At 60.4% G+C, this 18729-nt stretch carries 20 protein-coding genes; 8 read left to right on the top strand and 12 right to left on the bottom strand.

Translation table 11 applies throughout. The features are described 5' to 3' along the window. Positions 1-22 precede the first annotated feature (22 nt). From HGP12_RS18665 to HGP12_RS18635, 7 genes are all read right to left on the bottom strand, one after another. The gene (locus HGP12_RS18665) at positions 23-1321 is read right to left on the bottom strand and encodes an FAD-binding oxidoreductase (RefSeq protein WP_168840298.1); all 1299 of its coding nucleotides are present in this window, start codon (positions 1319-1321) and stop codon (positions 23-25) included. Positions 1322-1450: 129 nt separating this feature from the next. Then, positions 1451-2707 carry an ABC transporter substrate-binding protein gene (locus HGP12_RS18660; protein ID WP_168840297.1) on the bottom strand — a complete coding sequence of 419 codons (1257 nt, stop codon included), beginning with the start codon at positions 2705-2707 and terminating at the stop codon, positions 1451-1453. Between the two features lie 53 nt (positions 2708-2760). Then, positions 2761-3189 (bottom strand): hypothetical protein, encoded by a 429-nt coding sequence (locus HGP12_RS18655; RefSeq protein WP_168840296.1) that lies wholly within the window; start codon positions 3187-3189, stop codon positions 2761-2763. Then, positions 3186-4241, bottom strand: a complete 1056-nt coding sequence (locus tag HGP12_RS18650) for an aldo/keto reductase (protein WP_168840295.1) — start codon at positions 4239-4241, stop codon at positions 3186-3188. Before HGP12_RS18650 ends, HGP12_RS18655 begins: the two co-directional genes overlap by 4 nt. A gap of 5 nt (positions 4242-4246) precedes the next feature. Further along, positions 4247-4600 (bottom strand): TIGR04076 family protein, encoded by a 354-nt coding sequence (locus HGP12_RS18645; protein WP_168840294.1) that lies wholly within the window; start codon positions 4598-4600, stop codon positions 4247-4249. A gap of 1 nt (position 4601) precedes the next feature. Then, complete coding sequence (locus tag HGP12_RS18640) at positions 4602-5090, bottom strand: DUF3830 family protein (RefSeq protein WP_168840293.1); 489 nt, start codon at positions 5088-5090, stop codon at positions 4602-4604. Next, positions 5087-5821: a GntR family transcriptional regulator gene (locus tag HGP12_RS18635; protein WP_168840292.1), complete on the bottom strand. Its 735-nt coding sequence runs from the start codon at positions 5819-5821 to the stop codon at positions 5087-5089. The genes HGP12_RS18640 and HGP12_RS18635 overlap by 4 nt, the downstream gene beginning before the upstream one ends. A 121-nt stretch (positions 5822-5942) precedes the next feature. On the opposite strand from HGP12_RS18635, the gene HGP12_RS18630 reads away from it, so the two are divergent. The 4 genes from HGP12_RS18630 to HGP12_RS18615 are packed head-to-tail and all read left to right on the top strand — an operon-like array spanning position 5943 to position 9374. After that, positions 5943-6740, top strand: a complete 798-nt coding sequence (locus tag HGP12_RS18630) for an ABC transporter ATP-binding protein (RefSeq protein WP_168840291.1) — start codon at positions 5943-5945, stop codon at positions 6738-6740. Beyond that, complete coding sequence (locus tag HGP12_RS18625; protein ID WP_168840290.1) at positions 6737-7486, top strand: ABC transporter ATP-binding protein; 750 nt, start codon at positions 6737-6739, stop codon at positions 7484-7486. Before HGP12_RS18630 ends, HGP12_RS18625 begins: the two co-directional genes overlap by 4 nt. Beyond that, positions 7483-8391 carry a branched-chain amino acid ABC transporter permease gene (locus HGP12_RS18620; protein ID WP_168840289.1) on the top strand — a complete coding sequence of 303 codons (909 nt, stop codon included), beginning with the start codon at positions 7483-7485 and terminating at the stop codon, positions 8389-8391. Before HGP12_RS18625 ends, HGP12_RS18620 begins: the two co-directional genes overlap by 4 nt. Next, positions 8388-9374 (top strand): branched-chain amino acid ABC transporter permease, encoded by a 987-nt coding sequence (locus tag HGP12_RS18615; RefSeq protein ID WP_168840288.1) that lies wholly within the window; start codon positions 8388-8390, stop codon positions 9372-9374. Before HGP12_RS18620 ends, HGP12_RS18615 begins: the two co-directional genes overlap by 4 nt. 222 nt (positions 9375-9596) lie before the next feature. On the opposite strand, the gene HGP12_RS18610 is transcribed toward HGP12_RS18615, so the two are convergent. The 4 genes from HGP12_RS18610 to bla form a co-directional block, all read right to left on the bottom strand. Beyond that, entirely contained in the window at positions 9597-9983 is a 387-nt protein-coding gene (locus HGP12_RS18610; RefSeq protein WP_168840287.1) for a hypothetical protein, read from the bottom strand. Between the two features lie 48 nt (positions 9984-10031). Beyond that, the gene (locus HGP12_RS18605; RefSeq protein WP_168840286.1) at positions 10032-10352 is read right to left on the bottom strand and encodes a hypothetical protein; all 321 of its coding nucleotides are present in this window, start codon (positions 10350-10352) and stop codon (positions 10032-10034) included. A 159-nt stretch (positions 10353-10511) separates the two neighbouring features. Beyond that, entirely contained in the window at positions 10512-11684 is a 1173-nt protein-coding gene (ampC, locus tag HGP12_RS18600) for a class C beta-lactamase (RefSeq protein WP_409526834.1), read from the bottom strand. A 50-nt stretch (positions 11685-11734) separates the two neighbouring features. Beyond that, positions 11735-12625, bottom strand: coding sequence for a class A beta-lactamase (bla, locus tag HGP12_RS18595; protein WP_168840285.1), 891 nt, complete (start codon positions 12623-12625; stop codon positions 11735-11737). 169 nt (positions 12626-12794) lie between these two features. On the opposite strand from bla, the gene HGP12_RS18590 reads away from it, so the two are divergent. After that, positions 12795-13673 (top strand): LysR family transcriptional regulator, encoded by an 879-nt coding sequence (locus HGP12_RS18590; protein WP_168840284.1) that lies wholly within the window; start codon positions 12795-12797, stop codon positions 13671-13673. Positions 13674-14037: 364 nt separating this feature from the next. Further along, complete coding sequence (cml, locus tag HGP12_RS18585) at positions 14038-15234, top strand: CmlA/FloR family chloramphenicol efflux MFS transporter (protein WP_168840283.1); 1197 nt, start codon at positions 14038-14040, stop codon at positions 15232-15234. Positions 15235-15357: 123 nt separating this feature from the next. On the opposite strand, the gene HGP12_RS18580 is transcribed toward cml, so the two are convergent. After that, positions 15358-16380, bottom strand: coding sequence for an LLM class flavin-dependent oxidoreductase (locus HGP12_RS18580; RefSeq protein WP_168840282.1), 1023 nt, complete (start codon positions 16378-16380; stop codon positions 15358-15360). Between the two features lie 556 nt (positions 16381-16936). Between HGP12_RS18580 and HGP12_RS18575 the strand changes: the two genes are divergently transcribed. Further along, a complete protein-coding gene (locus HGP12_RS18575) occupies positions 16937-17437 on the top strand; it encodes an invasion associated locus B family protein (RefSeq protein WP_168840281.1) in 501 nt (166 codons plus the stop codon). 181 nt (positions 17438-17618) lie between these two features. After that, positions 17619-18545 (top strand): ArsR/SmtB family transcription factor, encoded by a 927-nt coding sequence (locus HGP12_RS18570; RefSeq protein ID WP_168840280.1) that lies wholly within the window; start codon positions 17619-17621, stop codon positions 18543-18545. Positions 18546-18729: the final 184 nt, after the last annotated feature.

The following is an 18729-nucleotide window of genomic DNA, read 5'->3' as shown; positions in this document are numbered from 1 at the left end:
AATCATCGATGTTCTCACCCAGCTACCGACGCGCGGTTCGCCAGTCTTCAAAGCGCGCATGCGCGAGCGCAAGCGAAGCGACGACGGGCGTGAAGCGGTGGAATGGCAGCGGACGGCTGGATTGCAGCGGGATCGGCAGCGATGCCGCCGTTTCGCCGAGCGCCAATCTCGCAAGGATTTGGCCGAGCTGGGCGGTCATGGCGACGCCGCGGCCGTTGCAGCCGATCCCTCCGAAGAAGCCGTCACCGAAACGGTAAAGGCGCGGCAGGAAATCCGGCGTCATGATCGCCATTCCGCTCCAAACGATCTCTACGCCTGGATGGCGCGGCAGGCGGAGTTCGGATGCGAGCCGGTCAACGACGGCGCGGCCAACGCGGTCGAAGGCGCCGATCGGATTGATCGCCATGCCGCCGCTGATCAGCCTGTTGTCGCGATCGAGCCGGTAGGTGAAAAGGTTGGAGCGCGTATCGCCGACCGGCCGCCGATGCCGCGCGATCCGCGCGACGGTCTCGGCATCAATCGGCTTGGTTGCGACCTGATAGACTTTCAGCGGTACGCCGGTTCGCCCCATGCGCGCGGCAATGCCATCGGTAAAGGCGTTGGTGGCGAGGATGACGGCATCCGTTTCTATTTCGTGGCCCGCGAGACTGACGCGCCATGTGCCGCCATGTCGTTCGACGCGCTCGACCATGCTGTTTTCGCAGATCGCGCCGCCGCGCCGCATGACCGCGCCGGCAAGTCCGTAGAGATAATTCAGCGGATGGATGGTGCCGCCGGAATGATCGATCAATCCTCCGGAATAGATATCCATGCCCGTTTCGTCCTGGATGGCGCGTGCGTCGAGAAATTCAACTGGACGGCCAAGCTCCGTCCAATCCTGTGCTCTTTGACGCAAGATCGCAGCCATGTCGTCGCCATAGGCCGGCTGTAGCCAGCCGGTCTGCGCGGCGTCGCAGGAAATCTTCTCTTCCGCAATGGTCGCAAAGACCTCGTCTGCTCCTATGCCGACGAGCGACAATAGAGCATCGGCCCTGTCGCGCGGCAGCTTCTGGCGAACGGTCGCCGGATCGGCCTTGGCGAAATTCGGGACGACAAAGCCGGCATTCATGCCGCTCGCACCGGCACCTAATCGCCCTGCCTCAGGGACGATGACGGAGCGGCCGGCACGGGCAAGATGAAGGGCTGCGGTCAGGCCCGTGAAGCCGCCGCCGATCACGACGACGTCTGAGCGGGAGGGAACATCGCGCGAAAGTTCGGGGGCGGGGCCTGCCGTCAGCGTCCACAAGGTCGGATTGGTGGGGCGAGCAACGGGGCTGGGCATCAGCGAACGATCTTTCAATACCTATGCCAGATGGCTGTCACGACAGGTGAGCCGCCGAAGGGATTGCGCCAGAATGTTTCCCGCGAGGCGCATCGGAAAATGCGCCTCGCCGTTTGCAGAAACGATGGCCTACTTGATCTTGTCCTTCAGCGCGGAAACGTCTTCCATTTTGAGTTCGCCATCGGTGACGACCTTGCCGTCGCTGATCTTCCAAAGGCGGAAGGGACCGGTGATGTCGCCATACGGATCGAAGGAGACCGGCCCGATGACGCCTTCGTAGCGGATCGACTTGCCCTCCTTGATCAGGTCGAGCGCCTTGGCGAATTCTTCCTTGCCGGCATAGATCGGCGTGCCCTTGGGATCGACGACCTTGTAGATATCGTCCTTCAGCTTGGACGTGTCGTCGCCGGCGATCGCAAGCGCGAGACCGACGATCGCGCCGGCATCATAGGCGCGGTCCGCAGCCGGATTGGTCGGCTCTATCCCTGAGAAATCCCTGTAGTTCTTGTTGAAGTAGTCAGTCGATGGCGTCGGCGTCGTGCCCGAGGACGTGCCATAGGCCTCCTTCAGATAGTCGGCGCCGACGGAATCGATGAAGTCGGGACTGTTCATACCGTCATTGAGCAGGAATTTCTGCGGGCCGCCCTGCGAGATCCAGGTGCGGGCGATGGTTGCACCGTCGACCGGCGTGCTGACGAGGTAGAGGCCGTCCGGATCACCGCCCATGCTGGCGGTGACTTCGGAGGCATAGCTCGACTGCTTTTCATTGTAGGGCGTCGTCGAGACGATCGTGCCGCCGAGCGCCTTGTAGGCCTTTGAGAATTCGGCGACCATGTTGACGCCGAAATCGTTGTTGACGTGGATGATCGCGAGCTTCTTGAAGCCCTTGTCGATCGCATATTTTGCGGCTGCTATGCCCTGCAGCGAATCCGACGTGATGGTGCGGAAGAAGATGCCGTTCGTCTTGCCGTCACGGCCGAGCGCCGTCAGCGTCGGTGATGAGGCGGCGGGCGATACCTGCACGATCTTGGCGGGCGCAGTGACCGAGGTCAGGATCGGGATCGTCACCGAAGAAATGATGCCGCCGATGATGGCCGGAACCTTCTTGACCTGCACGAGCTGGGTAGCAGCATCGACCGCGACATTGCCCTGGCTCTGGCTGTCGCGCGTATCCGTCACCAGATCGCAGCCGTGAGCGCCGCCGGCGGCATTGATATCTCGGAAGGCCATCTCGACGGACTTGGCGCCCGCCTGGCCGTACTCGCCGGCCGGGCCGGTCAGCTCCATCACGAGGCCCACCGTTACCTTGCAGTCGGCAGCATTGGCGGCTCCGGCTCCGGCCAGAAGCGCCAGGGCGGTGCTGATTTGAAATATCGTCTTCTTCATCTTTGTTCCCCTTGTTCGGTCAACGATTTTCATTTCTGTTTTTTCAGAACCTGTCAGTTCTCCGGCATCTGCAGCCAGGTTTCATGCAGATGCCGCCATTCGACACCGTTGGGCGCCGATGAACTTGCGATGAAGAGCGCGCTTGCCTGGCGGCGGCTGTATTTGCCGCCGCGCGACTGGGCTTCGACATAGGTAAGAACGATCGTGTCCTCAGTCTCGAAGCTTGCGCGGATATCCGAAATCTCGATGCTGAAATCGTTATGAAAAGTCGCCCGGTTTGCTCGGATCAGCTCGATGGTCCCGGCGCGGTCGAAGATGCGACCGGTCGGCGGGATCATGTGGAAAGCATGACCGAAGGTGCGCTCGCAGCGGCCGAAATCGGTGTTGTCCGCAGTTGCCGCATCATACCAGGCTTCGAAGAAGCGATGGAAATCGAGAACTTCGGCACTGGCTTTCCGGAAGAGGGGCGATTCCTGGTTCATACTTTCCCCGCATTGAGGTTGTAATGCATAATCGAGCCGTGTCTGCCGGTGCGGTCGCGCTCCAGCGTATAGACGTCGCCTTCAATGCCAGCGCTTTGGCCGATGATGCCGGCGATCTGCCGACGGTCCTCATCCGAAAGTGCAATATCCATGATCCTGGCATTGGCGAGCGCATGCGCCTGATTGCGGGCGCCGACGATGACTGCAGCCACCTGCGGCTGCTCCAGCACCCAGGCGCTGGCAATCGTCGCGATATCGACGCCATGGCGATCGCCGATGGCCTTCAGCGCGCCGAGCAGCGATTGGAACAGCTCCCAGCCGCCGAAATCATCGATGATCAGCTTGTACTTGACGAGCGAACGGTTCTCGAGCGGCATTTCGGGTTCCGGCTGTCCCAGCCATTTGTCGCTCAGGAAGCCGCCGGCCACCGAGCCGTAGCAGAGGAATCTCACGTTATTTTCGGCGGCGAGCTTGGCGAGGCGGCGCGACGGCCGCTGATCGAGAACGGAATACTGCAGCTGCTGGCTGACCAGCGGAATGCCGGCTTTAAGGATCTCTGAAATATGCGGCGTATCGAAATTGGTCGTGCCGACATTGCGCACCTTGCCTTCGCGGCGCATCTCGTCGAGCCAGCTCAGGGCTTCGAGATAGCCGGGCAGGGAGTAATCCCACCAATGAAACTGCACCAGATCGAGCTGTTCGGTCTTCAGCTTGCGCAGCGACTTGTCGACAATGCCGCGAATATAGTCGCGGCTGATCGTTGCCAGCTTCTCCAGATCGGGCACGAGCTTGGTGTGCACCTTCATCGCGCCCGCGGCCTCGGTGCCGCGTTCGTTGCGAAGCTGCGCGCGCGCTTCGCCGATCAGCTCCTCGACGCCCGTATAGATATCGGCGCAGTCATAGGTGCGGATGCCGACATCGAAGGCGGCGATCAGGTCGGTCACGGCCTGCGCGCGATCGATCGCGCCATGTCCTCCGGCAAGCTGCCAGCCGCCGCGGATGACGCGCGAAATCTCGTATCCCGGGCTGAGCTCAAAAGTCTTGGCGGTCATGCGGTTCATTCTCCTTCGGGCAATGGCACGGCCGTCGTTTCGGCATGGCTGAATCGCCGCTTGCCCGTCCTGACGATCCGCAGCCGGCTCGCGCAGTTGGGGTCGGGGCAGGCGATTTCGGCGTCCGAGGTCATCCAGTCGTTCTTGTGGGTGGGCCGTTGCTTGGCCGCAAGCAGCGGCAGGACGGCCGATATGGAATAGATCGAAAAGCCCTGGCCCGGCGGCAAAGACAGCATTTCGCCCTTGAGTTCGAAATAGTCGCCCGGCTTGGCGCCGCAATAGATCGGCTTGCCGTCGGGAATGACGGCTTCAATCCTCAGGTCGAAGAGCTCGAAACTGTCGTCGCTTGCCGCCGCCATATCAGATCTCCGCCCGCTCGAAGGTGACATCGCAGGCACCGTTACGGCGGATGACGCCGCAGGCTGCGGCGAATTGTTCGCGTTCGTCTGGGCGCACCTGCGCGACGACGCTGCCGGCCAGCCAGCCGATCGGGAAGAGCAGGCGCGCGCCCTGCCCATAGAACAGGCCGATGTCGAAGATCGCATCGGGATTGCCGCCCCACATGCGCGGCGGCACATAGCTCAGCACGATATCGCCGGGCTGTGGTGTCAGCGTCGCATTCTCGGCCGGCAAAGCGGTGGCATGGGAGGCACCTTTCAGATGCGCCGGCGGGATCGGGCAGGAGATTTCCGGGCCGGTCCACATGGCATGAATACCGCCGACTATCCGCGGTTCGCTGAGATAGGTCCAGAGAAAGGTCGCGTTGTCAGGCGCCTTGGCCTCCAGCAGTGGCGCAAAGACGCTGAGGCCGGAGCGTGGTTCGGAGATCTTGATGGCGCGTTGGCTCATGCGGATAGGCCCTTCTTGGCTTCGGCTTCCAGTTTGCTGCGCAGGAAGGTGAATGGCCGGCTGATATCTGCAACGAGCGCATCGCGGGCTTCCTTGGCATCCTGCGCGGCGATCGCCTTGACGATCGTGCGGTGATAATGGGCCGTATCGACCTCGCCGGCGTCCGAAAAGGCGTAGATGGCGACGCGGATACAGGGGCCGGACTGCAGCCACAGGCTTTCGATCATCGGGATCAGCACGGCGGAACCGCAGGCGCGATAGATTTCGAAATGAAAGGCCTGGTTCAGCGTCACCTCACGATCGACGTCCTTCTTATGCTTCAGCGCGCGCATCTCGTCCCATTCACCGAGCATGCTCTCGATGGTCGCGATCTGGCGGGAATTCATGCGGGTTGCGGCGAGCGCGATCGCCTCGCCTTCGATGAGGATGCGGGCGCGCAGAAGGTCGTCCATGCGCTCCAGCGTGATCGGCGGCACGCGAACGGATCGGTTGGGAAGGGCTTCCAATGCCTTCTCGGTGATCAGGCGGCCAAGGGCTTCGCGCACCGGCATGGTGCTGGTCATCAGCGCGTCGGCCAGGCCACGGATCGTCAGCACCTGGCTCGGCTCGAAAAGCCCGCCGATCAGCGCGCGGCGCAGCTCCAGATAGACCCGATCCTGAACCGTCTCGCGGCCCACGGGCGCAAGCTGTGCGGCAATCGGATCGCTCTTGTCGGCGGTGGCCTTTTGCATTCGAAATCCCTTTTCGGCTTGCGAAGACGATTAAAGCTGATTAGCGTGATCAATGCAAGTGTGATCACAAATCAAATAATCAGGGAAGCGACAGCGATCGCTTTCCGGCCAGAGGGATCTCATGAGTGCGACAACTGAACGGCATGGGGAGGAAGCCCGGCCGGTTCTGACGGCAAGAAATGTGGTGCGGCGTTTCGGCGGCCTTGTGGCTGTCAACGACGTTTCTTTCCACGTGCGCGAGGGCGAGATCCTCGGCCTAATCGGCCCGAACGGTGCCGGTAAGACGACGATGTTCGACCTTCTGGCCGGCAGTGTCGCACCGAGCAGCGGCGAGATCGTGCTGAACGGCGTGGCGGTAGCAGGCGAGGCGGCCCATCGCCGGATCGCTCGTGGTCTCGGCCGTACTTTCCAGATTCCTCGGCCCTTTCCCAACCTGACGCTGCTCGACAATGTCATGCTGGCCGCTCAGGATCAGGCGGGCGAGCGTCTGCTGTCGAATTTCCTGCGACCGTGGAGAGTCGCCACGCAGGAGAAGGCTGCCCATGCCAAGGCGATGGAGCTGCTCGACCTCGTTCACCTGACACGCCTGGCGCACGAGCCGGCACGCGTCCTGTCAGGCGGTCAACGCAAGCTTCTGGAGCTTGCCCGCGTCATGATGGCCGATCCGGCTCTTATTTTGCTCGATGAGCCGGCTGCCGGTGTCAACGCCACACTTCTCGAGACGATCATCGACCGCATTCGCGATATCAATCAGCGTGGCGTCACCTTTCTCCTGATCGAGCACAATATCGATATGGTGACACGCCTGTGTCACCGCGTGCTGGTCATGGCGAGCGGCCAGCTTCTGTGCGAGGGCACTCCGGAAGAGGTTGCCCGCGATCCGCGCGTCATCGAAGCCTATCTCGGAGGTGCGGCATGAGCGAACCGGTCTTAACTGTTCGCAATCTTGTTGCCGGTTACGAGCCGGGCGTGCCGATCGTTCGCGGCGCTTCGATCACGGTAGCGGAAAAAGAGATCGTCGTTGTGCTCGGCCCAAATGGTGCCGGCAAATCGAGCTTCATCAAGGCGATTGCCGGCCTCGTTGCCATCGAAAGCGGCACGGTGGAGCTGGGCGGCCGGGATATCACGAGTGCGCCCGCGCACACCATGGTGCGGCTCGGCCTTGCCTTCGTACCGCAGACGGAGAACGTCTTTCCGCTGATGTCCGTCGAAGACAATCTGAAGGTCGCCGGCGGCATTCTGAAGCCGAAGGAAGTGCCCGGCCGCATCGACGAAATGTACGCGACCTTTCCTGATCTCGCCCGTCATCGCCGCATTGCGGCCGGCAATCTCTCGGGAGGGCAGCGGCAGATGCTCGCCGTCGCGCGCGCTCTTATCGTGCATCCGAAGCTCCTCGTGCTTGATGAACCCTCAGCGGGTCTCTCGCCGAAATTCGTCTCGATGGTCTTCGACATGCTGACCGAAATCCGCAAATCCGGCGTCACCATTCTGCTGGTCGAGCAGAATGCCAAGGCGGCCCTCGCTATCGGCGATCGCGCCTATGTTCTCGTCGAAGGCAAGGACAGGCATGAAGGGCGTGCCTCGGAGCTCTGGAACGATCCCGTCGTTGCCGAACTCTATCTCGGCCAGCGCCCGGCTGCTTCCAAAACAGGAGGTGCGGTATGAACCCGCAATTCATCGTCGACGGATTGCTGACGGGTTCCATGATCGGCCTTGGCGCCATCGGCGTGACGCTGACCTATTCGATCTTGCGCTTTTCGAACTTCGCCCATGGCGATTTCATGGCTTGGGGCACCTATGCAACGCTTGCCGTCGTCAGTGCCATCGGCGCTGTCTTCGGCAAGATCGCACCGATCGGCCCGCTTTCCTTCGGCTGGCCTCTGATCGTCGCGGTCATCGTCGCGATAGGCTTTACCGGCGTTCTTGCCCTTGCACTCGATAAGGTGCTGTTTGCCAGGCTCCGAGCCAAGGGCCAGTCGATCATCGTCGTCATGGCGAGCTTCGGTGCGTCCATGGCTCTGCGCAGCCTGCTCGAATTCCTCTTCACCTCGCGTCCGACCTATTTCAGCCGTGCCATCCAGATCGCCATGCCCGTCGGCTTCGGCATTCGCATTACGCCCGATCAGATCGCGCTTCTGATCGTCACGGCGCTGCTTGTTTTCGGCGTGCATATGCTGATGACGAGGACGCAGACGGGCCGCTCCATGCAGGCGCTCAGTCAGAATCCGTCGCTTGCCCGCGTCGTCGGCATCGATGTCGCCAAGGTCGTTCGCGTCACTTGGCTGATCGGCGGGGGGCTGGCCTGCGTCGCCGGCGTCATGATCGGCATTCTCGTGCAGATCCGCCCGCTGATGGGCTTCGATATGCTGCTGCCGATGTTTGCCGCCGCCATTCTCGGTGGTATCGGCAGCGTGCCGGGCGCGGTTCTCGGTGGACTGATTATCGGCCTTGCCGAGGCGGCCGCGGTTCAGTTGATCGGGGCGGAGTGGCGCGCCGCGATCTCCTTCATCATCCTGATGGCAGTGCTGTTCGTCCGGCCGATCGGCCTTTTCGGAGTGAGGGAGCGATGATGGATATTATTGGCTACGGCGCTTTCTTCCTGACGACGGCGCTGATCTTTTCCTTCATCACGCTCGGGCTGAACCTGCAATGGGGGCTGACCGGCCTCTTCAATGTCGGGCTTGCCGGCTTCGTTGCCATCGGGGCTTATACCTCGGCCTTGCTGACGACACCGGATATGTCCGGGCGGTTCGGCGGATTCGATTTGCCGGTCCTCGTCGGTTGGTTCGGCGCCATGATCGTCGCCGGTCTTGCCGCTGCCATCATTGGCATTGCGACGCTCCGGCTGAAATCCGATTATCTGGCGATCACCACCTTCGGCGTCGCCGTCGTCGTTCAGCTTGTGGCGCTGAATGCGCAGAAGCTGACCGGCGGTCCCTTCGGCATCGGCTTCATTCCCCGCCCATTCTCCAGCCTTGCCGAAACGCCGCTGCTCTTTAATCTGGCTAATCTCGGCGTCGTGGTTGTCGTGATGCTGATCGTCTATCTCGCGCTCGAGCATCTGGCAAAAAGCCCCTGGGGACGCGTCTTGAAGGCGCTACGCGAGGACGAGCGCGCCGCCATTTCGCTCGGCAAGAGCGCTCGTTTCTATCGTGTGCAGGCCTTTGCCGTCGGCGGTGCCGTCATGGGGCTTGCCGGCGCCATGCAAGCGCATTTCATCGGCTTTATCGCGCCCGACAATTATATCCCGACCCTGACGTTTCAGGTCTGGGTGATGCTGATCGTCGGCGGTTCGGGCAGCAACAAGGGTGCCGTCATCGGCAGCATCCTCGTCTGGGGAATATGGGCAGGATCGGGAGCGCTGACGAGCGTCCTCTTTTCGCCGGAGCAGCAGGCTCGCGCGGCCTCGCTGCAGATCGTGGCGATCGGCGTCATGCTTTGCATCATCCTGCTGGTGCGGCCGGGCGGCCTCTTCGGCGATATCCCGAAACGTCGTTCAGCGATCGCGCTGCAATCGAAACCTGTCGCGGACGAGGGTAGCGCCGCGTCTTAGCGGTGGGCTTTGCCGATCGGATCGGTATTCCATGCCGTGTGGGGTTCTGCGTTCTGCCGAGGCAGATTAAGGACGTACCGGCCATGGGCGACCGGTACGCAGTTCGTTTTTAGAGCGTGATGCCGAAAAGTGTAGGCGGTTTTCGGACGACATCACGCTCTACTTCTTTGATTCTAGGGCGGATTCAGATTTTAGGTCGATTCGGCCTAAAATCATCCGGCTCTAGGAAGCCAGAGCGCGACGCACAGGCTGAGCCGGAATAGGCTTGGCGGGAACCCGTAGAGGGCGCTTCGCGGCGACGGGCGACTTCCGTGCCGTGCTGGTTTTGGCTACCCCAAGCCAGCGAAGAATAGCGTCGAAGCCGGGCTGGGCCGCCCGCTTGAATTCCGGGCTCATTTCCTCGTCCATGCCGCAGAGAGAGGCGATTTCCTGCCAGTCGACGCGGCCTGCCCGAAGAGGAGGACGCGACTGGAAAACGATCAGGCCGATCATGAAACCTTTGATATTCTCGAAGCTACGCGGCTGAAGCAGCGGCTTGAGCCGCATATCGCAAAAATCCGAAATCTTGCGCTGGAAAACGTCAGAGGCAGAGCTTTTCTTTATGGGCATTATTCATTCCTTGCAGGCGACATCATCCAAAGGTCGGGGTGTGGCCCGCTAAAGCACGGAAGTTAAGGAAGCGCAAACAACCGACCGATTGGCCGCTTTCAATTCTACGATGCGCCGGCATTTGGCAAGTGGCAGATCGGTCACGCTTCGGTAAAAGGCCGCACCGGGCATGGAGCGGCGAGGGAATGTCGGGCGCTTTTCCGAGCCGCCGCTAAGATCATGAAAAAACTGTAACTTGCCTCCCGCACCATTGAGAGCGACATTTTCCTTGCGCCGGATATATGAGGTGAAAGACATGTCAGTCTTAGAAATGTTGGTCAGACGCCGGATGCAGGAAGAATATGCAAAGGGTACATCGCCAGAGCGCATTACCCGCCTCCTGCAGGAATTCTTCAACGGGACAGAGGCCTCCAAGGCAAATGCTGTCTCGCGACGGTCTTCTGGCAATCCATAAAATGATGAGGCCGGCCTCGATGACTTTTCCGAGAGCCGGCCCTTTGTCGACGCAGACTAATCCTTAAAAACTGTCTATCGTGCCGCGTTCGATCCGGACAAGCTTTCGACTGCCGCCAGGATCTTGTAGGCTGCCGAGACGCGGGTGGGGATCGGAAAATTCCTGTTTGCCAAGAGGACGATGCCGATCTGCCGTGCGGGAATGAAGGCCGCATAGGCGCCGAAGCCGTTCGTCGACCCCGTCTTGTTGATCAGCACATCCTTGCGCGGCGGCTGCGGCGGGTCAAGGCGAGTGACCTTGTGTGGATTGCGCGACATGTCGAACGAGTTGCCGTCCACCAACCGGGCAGGCGTCGTCGGATAGGCATAGATTTCCCAGCCAAGCCCCTGCGTCATGTTGCCGACGGTATAATAGCCGACATGCGTCGCATCGACTGCCCGCTGAAGGGTGCTATCGAGCTTCGAACCATCCATATTGGATTCGAGAACGGCAAGCATGTCTAATGCCGTGGTCTTGATGCCATAGGCGGGTGTGTCGAGAACGCCGGGCCCTACGCGGATCGGCTTGCCCTTTTTTGAATAGCCATAGGCATAGTTGCTCATCTCGGCGGCCGGAACGTGGACATAGGTATGCTTGAGCCCAAAGCCGGCGATGATCTTGTCCTGTATCAGCGTATCGAACGGCTGGCCCATAGCCCGCGCGGCCAGATAGCCGAACAGCCCGATGCTGGGGTTGGAATATTGCCGGTACGTACCGGGGGCAAAGGACGGATGCCAGTTGCGATAATAGACGACCATTCCCTCATTGCTGACGCTGTCCGGGAATTGCAGGGGCAGGCCGCCGGCCGTGTATGTGCCGAGATCGAGAAGGCTGATCTTGTCGAAGGCCGTACCTGCCACTTCCGGCATGTATTTCGTCGCCTTGTCGGAGAAAGACAGCTTCCCGCTGACTTCGGCGTAGGAGGCGAGCGTTGCCGCGAAGGTCTTGCTGATGGAGCCGAGCTCGAAGATCGTATCGTTCGTTACCTTCTGGCCGCTGTCCTTCGAGGCGAGGCCGTAGTTGAAGACATAGCGCTTGCCCTTGACGGTAATTGCAATTGCCATGCCCGGCACATCGTTTTCCTTCATGAGCGGACGAATGGTCTCATTGACGGCCCGCTCCAGGCGGCTCTGGTTGATGTCTTCGGCGTGGGCGCCGACGCCATAGAGGAGGCAGGAGGTGATTATTCCAAGTTTCGGCAGCGAAATGGTAGGTATATTCAAGTTGATATCCTCATGCTGATGGATGAAGGGCGATCTCAGATCATTGCAGCGATACGACCGATTTCGGCGACGATTGCGTTACGTTCGTCCGCTGAAATCGACGGTATCTCGCAATAAGCCGTGACGATGATCGGCACGCGGTTCGACGGCCAGAATACCGCGATGTCGTTGGCATTGCCGGCTTTGTCACCGTTTGTGCCGGTCTTGTCGCCGACCAGCCAATCCTTCGGGACGCCGGCGCGCAGGCGGGCGTCCCCCGTCTTGTTGGTGATCAGCCATGCGGCCAGTTGCGATCGCGAGGCGGCCGAAAGCACATCGGTAAACAGAAGCCGTCGCAGGTTCTCCAGCATCGCGGCCGCCGTAGTCGTGTCGCGCTGGTCGTTCGGCGTATCGTGGTAATTCAATGCGGGCTCTATGCGGTCGAGGCGCGTCATCTCGTCGCCGAGGCTTCGGCAGAAGGCGGTTAGCGCCTTGGGGCCGCCGAAGCTCGCGAGCAGGAGATTTGCAGCCGCATTGTCGCTGAGCGTGACGGCCGCAGCACAGAGTTCTGCCACCGTCATGCCGTTGCCTGCGTGCAACTTGGTTGCTGGCGAGCCGTCGATGATGTCGCCTTCCGAGTAACGAATGCGCCGGTCCAGCTTTTCCTCGCCCTTGTCGACCCGCGCCAGCACCAGGGCCGCCGCCAGCGCCTTGAAGGTGCTGCACATCAGAATGCGTTCGCCGGCGCGATGCTCGATGTGCCTGCCGCTTGCCATGTCGAGAATGCTGACACAAATGCGGCCGCGATGCTTGCTCTCGAGCGCGGCAAGCTGCGCTTCACCCGAATGATCGTCTGCAGCGCGTCCAACCGCGCTTAGCCCTGCTAGAACAGGCAAAGCAAGCAAGCCGCCGGCAAGGCTTTGCCGGCGCGACAGTAAGATCGTCATCTTGTTTCCACTTCGATTGATGTTGAGCAAAGAGATAGTTTCAGGGCCGGTGGACGTTGTTGGAACCCTGCAAATCACCTTGCGAGACAGACTATGGCGTCGCTTCCTGCCCTAGACAAACGATCAATTCTGGGCTTAGACATGAGAAAAACTTGGCCTTAGGACACAAATGGACATCTCTCAGCTGCCGTTGAACGCACTGCGCGTTTTCGAGGCTTCGGCGCGGCACTGCAGCTTCACGCGGGCAGGGCTCGAACTCCGGGTGACGCAGACGGCCATCAGCCATCAGGTCAAGGCACTGGAGGACGTGCTGGGGGTGACCCTCTTCAAGCGCCTGCCGCGCGGCCTTGCGCTGACCGATGAGGGGCATGCTCTCTTGCCGGTGTTGACCGATGCCTTTCGCCGTATGAGCGCCACGCTCAGCCAGCTGGAGGAAGGCAATTTTGCCGAGATTTTGACGATCGGCGTCGTCGGCACTTTTGCCATCGGCTGGCTGCTGCCGCGCCTCGGCAGCTTCAAGGCGCAGCATCCGCATGTCGATCTGCGCTTGAAGACTAACAACAATCGCGCCGACATGGTGCTCGACGGGCTGGATTTCTTCCTGCGCTTCGGCGACGGCGCGTGGCACGGAACAGAGGCGATCCACCTGATGGATGCGCCGCTATCTCCGGTCTGCCGGCCCGATATCGGCGAGCGGTTGCGCACGCCCGCCGATCTTGCCGAAGTTGAGCTTTTACGCTCTTACCGGATCGACGAATGGTCGCTCTGGTTCAGAGCTGCGGCCCTGCTACCGCCTCATCTTCGAGGCTGGATGTTCGATTCGTCGCTGACGTTGGTGGAGGCCGCCGCGCGCGGCGTCGGCGTCGCGCTCGTGCCCGTCGCGATGTTTACGCATGACATCGAGGCCGGGCGCATCATGCAGCCGTTCCAGATTACGGCGACGACCGGCAGCTACTGGCTGACGCGATTGAAATCGCGGGCGGAAACGGCATCGATGAAGGTGTTCCGCCAATGGCTGATCGGGGAAATCGAGGAGATGCCGGGATAGGATGTGCAAATAAATCGGCCCCCCGGGCAGAGGCTGGAGCATGATGATCGGTGGTCGATGCATTCGCTGGCGAGTTTCAATCTCACGGCACCGGTTCGAATGCCGGAGCGCACGATCGTCGCGTGTTCCGCAAGCAGTTGCAGTCGCGCGCCCGTTTGCAGCATCATTGTTCGAATTGATGGCATCTGCTAAAGGCTGGTCATCATGAAGCATTTCGCCATGGAGCAATCGGCATGGGGACCCTGAAGTCAGCAGATAGATAAGCCGCAACAGCTTCTTGTTGTTGCGGCGTGCTGTCGAAACTCATTCCAACCGGACCCAGTGGCAGACGCCGCCCGATTTCTCTTTCGAGCGGAATTTTCTCATGTCTGACATACGCCCGTCATGGGCCTCCTCGCTGCCGGCAGCGCTGCTGCTGATGGCGCCCTTCGATATCCTCGCCTCGCTGGCCATGGATATCTATCTTCCCGTTGTCCCGTCGATGCCCGGCATCCTGAACACGACGCCATCGGTGATCCAGCTCACATTGAGCCTCTATATGATCATGCTCGGCCTTGGGCAGGTGGTATTCGGTCCGCTTTCGGATCGCATCGGTCGCCGTCCTGTGCTGCTTGCCGGGGCGATCGTGTTTGCCGTGGCTTCCTTCGGGGCCGCCTGCTCATCGACGGCGGCTGCTTTCGTCCTTTGCCGGCTGCTGGAGGCCATGGGTGCTTCGGCGGCTCTGGTTGCGACCTTTGCAACCGTCCGGGATGTCTATGGCAACCGGCCGGAGCAAGCCATCATCTATGCCGCGTTCGGCTCGATGTTGTCCTTCGTGCCCGCACTCGGCCCCATAGCGGGCGCGATGATCGCCGATCGCTTCGGATGGCGCGCCATCTTCATGGTGCTGGCACTTCTGTCCCTGGCCGCGAGCGTCAACGCCATGGCACGTTGGCGTGAAACGCGGCCTGCGGGTTTGAGCGAGCCACGCCGCTCCATTTGGCCGATCTTCACAAGCCCGCCGTTCTGGACCTATACGCTGGCTTTCAGTGCGGGCATGGGCACGTTCTTCGTGTTCTTCTCGACGGCACCACGCGTGCTGATCGGCCGGGCCGGCTATTCGGAACTCGGCTTCAGCATGGCATTCGCAACGGTCGCAGTCGTGATGATAGCAGCCGCGCGCTTTGCCGGACTGTTTGTCGAGCGCTGGGGCGTTGCAGGCTGTGTCGCGCGGGGCATGGCACTGCTTCTTGTTGGCGCGGCTGGCCTGGCGTTCGGTCAGGTCTACGGCTCTCCGTCCTTCACAAGCTTCGTGTTGCCAATGTGGATCATGGCCCTTGGGATCGTCTTCACGGCATCGGTGACGGCGAACGGAGCGCTTGCGGAATTCGGCGACATCGCCGGATCGGCGGTGGCATTCTACTTCTGCATCCAGAGCCTGATCGTCAGCATCGTCGGTACGCTGGCGGTGACCGCATTGGGCGGCGATAGCGCATGGCCATTGGCGGGCTTTGCCACGCTCATGGCATCCCTGGTGCTGGCGGCACTGCATGTCTTGCGACGCCAGGACGCCGTAGCCTGATCTGCAAAGCACCCGCCTTTCGGCGGTGCGCCCTTAAAAGCACTGCCCGCGAAAGTCGAATTTCGCGGGCAGCCGAGGCCGGTTTATGCAATCCGAACGCCGTGGTCGACGCCAGGAATTGCCTTATCGCCATCCCAGCGCCGGAGCGACATGGGTCAGAATGGATTCGATGACATGGGCGTTGTATTCGACGCCGAGCTGGTTCGGCACGGTCAGGAGCAGGGTATCGGCCGCTGCGATCGCCTCATCTTTCGCCAATTCCTCGATGAGCGCGTCAGGCTCGGCCGCATAGCTGCGTCCGAAGATGGCCCGCGTCTTCTCGTCGATGAAGCCGATCTTGTCGGCATCCTTGCCGCTGCCGCCGAAATAGGCGCGGTCGAGATCGTTCACCAGCGCGAAGATGCTGCGGCTTACCGAAACGCGTGGTTCGCGCTTGTGTCCCGCCTCTTTCCAAGCCTCGCGGTAGAGCTTGATCTGATCCGCCTGCTGGACGTGGAAGGGCAGGCCGCTTTCGTCGTCCTTGAGCGTCGAGCTTTGCAGGTTCATGCCGAGCTTTGCCGCCCATACGGCCGTGGCATTGGAGCCTGCGCCCCACCAGATCCGCTCGCGCAGGCCTTCCGAATAGGGCTCGAGGCGCAGGAGGCCGGGAGGATTAGGGAACATCGGGCGCGGATTGGGTTGTGCAAATCCTTCACCGCGCAGGAGATCGAGCAGCACTTCCGTGTGCCTGCGTCCCATATCGGCGTCGCTCTCGCCATCCATCGGCGTATAGCCGAAGTGGCGCCATCCATCGATCACCTGTTCCGGGGAGCCGCGGCTGATGCCAAGCTGCAGCCGCCCGCCGGCGATGAGATCGGCAGCGCCGGCATCCTCCGTCATATAGAACGGGTTCTCGTAGCGCATGTCGATAACAGCCGTGCCGATTTCGATGCGGCTGGTCCTGGCGCCGACGGCTGCCAGCAGCGGGAAGGGCGAAGCAAGCTGACGCGCGAAATGGTGCACGCGAAAATAGGCGCCATCCGCGCCCAATTGCTCGGCCGCTACGGCAAGATCGATCGATTGCAGGAGCGTGTCGCCTGCCGATCGCGTCTGCGATTGCGGTGATGGCGTCCAGTGGCCGAATGAAAGGAAACCGATCTTCTTCATGATACTATCCTATTATCTCCGGTTCGCCCGGCTCGATTCACGCGATGAGTGCCGACGCCGATTGCCCGCGTCTTCATGTCATGGCTTGCAAAAGCCGTGGATTCAAACGGCTATATGCGCATGGGCTCAGCTGGATGAAACAGTGCGATCTGTGAACTGATTGTCAATGTCGGCAGGGGCGCAGAAGACGGATGACGCCTTGACAACTCCATGTCTCCGTTTGTTTTTCTCACATTTGGTATATTCATGACTGCACATCGTTCGCCAAGTACGATGTCGATCGGCTCTTAATTTCCGCCACCCCCTCCGCCGTATTGAAGGCGTCCAAGGGCGCGAAAATCGTGTGGCGGCCCGCTTCCGATGGACTGTCGAGGCTCGACGCGGTGCCTCCGGCATGATTGCATTTTCCGCCGCCATGGTTTCCTGCACGTCACCCAACATGAACAAATTTTAACGAAGACATTAACAATCGGATAACGCACCGCACCGAAACTGCCGCGCGTGTGAGTACATCTCTCGCTTTCAATGTCCTTGAAACAAGAAATGGCAGGAAACTATGTTTGCTAGAAAATTCGCCCCCGCTCTGGTCTTCGTCGCATTCGGCGCCGGTATTGCGCATGCGGAAGTGCCCGTCCGTATCGATCAGTTCGATCATTGGGGCGCGTATTCTTATAAATCCGGCAATAGCGTCAGTTGCTACGTGCTGTCGAAACCGGTTGCGCAGCAACCCGCCAATGTCGACCACGGCGACAACTTTTTCATAGTCTCGCGCCTATCGCCCGGGGACAAATTGGTTCCCGAAGCCGCAATGGGCTATGATCTGAAAGACGGCGGACAAATGACGGCTGCCGTGGGCGACAAGACGTTTCCGATGTTCACGAAAGACCGGCACGGCTGGGTGAGGGATGAAACTCAGGAGCCTTCCATGGTCGGTGCCATGAAGGGCAGCGCGCAATTGGAGCTGCAGGCAACGTCCAAACGCGGCACCGCCACGCGCTATTCCTACTCACTATCAGGCATTACGGCCGCGTTGAAACGAATAGAAACGTGCGAATGATGCTGCCGGCGTCCAAGGTGCGGGCGGAACTCCCATTGCCAGGAGTTGTATAGCGGGAAAGACCCGACGGCGTCTTCCTGTTCGCATGGGAAGACGCCAAACGGGCGGCAAAGCCAATATCTCTTGTGAAATCAAAAATCCTGATATAAATGATATCCATTGATGGGGTGTTCAGGATTCGATGCAGCGCGGCTTTCTGACAATTTATGCGGGCGAGAACGCCGCGGTCTTCAGGGCACTTTCAGCGCCGGCCCGTGTTGAGATGCTGAAGCTGCTCTGCGCCAAAGGCTCGATGAACGTCAACGAGATCGCGCGGGAACTCGATCTGCCGCAATCCACCGTCGCAACGGCGATCATGATTCTGGAGGAGGCCGGTCTTGTCGAGACCAAGGCCGCGAAAGCGCGCAAGGGTTACCAGAAGATCTGCACTGCGCTTTACGACGAAATCCTGCTGAGCTTCGAGGATCAGGCTTTCAAGCACGACGAGGACGTGATTGAGGTCGCCATGCCGATCGGCCTTTATACGAGCTGCGAGACGCATGCGCCTTGTGGCCTTTGTTCGACCGAAGGCGTGATCGGTCTCCTCGACGTTCCCGATTATTTCCTCGATCCACAGCGCATGCAGGCCGGTCTTCTGTGGTTCGGCCGCGGCCATGTCGAATATAAATTCCCGAACAATGCCAAGATCTTGAACCGGAATGTCAATGCCATCGAATTCTCGATGGAACTGTCGTCCGAAGTGCCAGGCACCAATCCGGACTGGCCGTCCGACATCACCATCTGGATCAATGGCGTCGCTGTCGGCACATGGACGTCACCTGGCGACTACGGCGATAAGCGCGGGGCTTTCACACCGGGTTGGTGGAAGCTGGAAGGCTCTCAGTACGGTAAGCTCAAGACCTGGCGAATCTCGAAGAAAGGCACGTTCATCGACGGCGTTGCCGCTTCCGATGTGACCATCGACGATCTCGCCATTAGCCAGCATTCTTCGATCCGGTTGCGCATCGGCATTGCCGACGACGCCCGCAATACGGGCGGCGTCAATATTTTCGGTCGCGGCTTCGGCAATTATGGCCGCGATATTCTGATGCGCGTCGATCTGGCATAGGTCTGTATCATAAATTTTGATATATAGCATATGATCGAGATAAATTTCCAATAAGTCGTATTTTTAATAAGTTTTTGTTTTTGCGCGTTTTTTATTATCAATAGATCATTGCCCTCGCGATTTTCAGGCTATTTTCCACGGCGGGAGCGTTGACGGCCTTCCAAAAGTATATCAAGATCAAGGT

The organism is Rhizobium sp. P28RR-XV, from assembly GCF_012641385.1.
GTDB lineage: Bacteria > Pseudomonadota > Alphaproteobacteria > Rhizobiales > Rhizobiaceae > Rhizobium.
The sequence above is the reverse complement of the archived record's forward strand: the minus strand, read 5'-3'. Positions and strand labels throughout refer to the sequence as shown.

Bases quoted from the DNA above. Each gene is read 5' to 3' on its own strand.
- HGP12_RS18605 (WP_168840286.1), bottom strand. From the start codon at position 10,352: ATGCGCTCTGGCGATGTACCCTTTGCATATTCTTCCTGCATCCGGCGT.
- HGP12_RS18630 (WP_168840291.1), top strand. From the start codon at position 5,943: ATGAGTGCGACAACTGAACGGCATGGGGAGGAAGCCCGGCCGGTTCTG.
- HGP12_RS18625 (WP_168840290.1), top strand. From the start codon at position 6,737: ATGAGCGAACCGGTCTTAACTGTTCGCAATCTTGTTGCCGGTTACGAG.
- HGP12_RS18580 (WP_168840282.1), bottom strand. From the start codon at position 16,380: ATGAAGAAGATCGGTTTCCTTTCATTCGGCCACTGGACGCCATCACCG.
- HGP12_RS18655 (WP_168840296.1), bottom strand. From the start codon at position 3,189: ATGAACCAGGAATCGCCCCTCTTCCGGAAAGCCAGTGCCGAAGTTCTC.
- HGP12_RS18620 (WP_168840289.1), top strand. From the start codon at position 7,483: ATGAACCCGCAATTCATCGTCGACGGATTGCTGACGGGTTCCATGATC.
- bla (WP_168840285.1), bottom strand. From the start codon at position 12,625: ATGACGATCTTACTGTCGCGCCGGCAAAGCCTTGCCGGCGGCTTGCTT.
- HGP12_RS18640 (WP_168840293.1), bottom strand. From the start codon at position 5,090: ATGAGCCAACGCGCCATCAAGATCTCCGAACCACGCTCCGGCCTCAGC.
- HGP12_RS18650 (WP_168840295.1), bottom strand. From the start codon at position 4,241: ATGACCGCCAAGACTTTTGAGCTCAGCCCGGGATACGAGATTTCGCGC.
- HGP12_RS18570 (WP_168840280.1), top strand. From the start codon at position 17,619: ATGCAGCGCGGCTTTCTGACAATTTATGCGGGCGAGAACGCCGCGGTC.
- HGP12_RS18660 (WP_168840297.1), bottom strand. From the start codon at position 2,707: ATGAAGAAGACGATATTTCAAATCAGCACCGCCCTGGCGCTTCTGGCC.
- HGP12_RS18590 (WP_168840284.1), top strand. From the start codon at position 12,795: ATGGACATCTCTCAGCTGCCGTTGAACGCACTGCGCGTTTTCGAGGCT.
- HGP12_RS18610 (WP_168840287.1), bottom strand. From the start codon at position 9,983: ATGCCCATAAAGAAAAGCTCTGCCTCTGACGTTTTCCAGCGCAAGATT.
- HGP12_RS18665 (WP_168840298.1), bottom strand. From the start codon at position 1,321: ATGCCCAGCCCCGTTGCTCGCCCCACCAATCCGACCTTGTGGACGCTG.
- HGP12_RS18635 (WP_168840292.1), bottom strand. From the start codon at position 5,821: ATGCAAAAGGCCACCGCCGACAAGAGCGATCCGATTGCCGCACAGCTT.
- HGP12_RS18615 (WP_168840288.1), top strand. From the start codon at position 8,388: ATGATGGATATTATTGGCTACGGCGCTTTCTTCCTGACGACGGCGCTG.
- HGP12_RS18645 (WP_168840294.1), bottom strand. From the start codon at position 4,600: ATGGCGGCGGCAAGCGACGACAGTTTCGAGCTCTTCGACCTGAGGATT.
- cml (WP_168840283.1), top strand. From the start codon at position 14,038: ATGTCTGACATACGCCCGTCATGGGCCTCCTCGCTGCCGGCAGCGCTG.
- HGP12_RS18575 (WP_168840281.1), top strand. From the start codon at position 16,937: ATGTTTGCTAGAAAATTCGCCCCCGCTCTGGTCTTCGTCGCATTCGGC.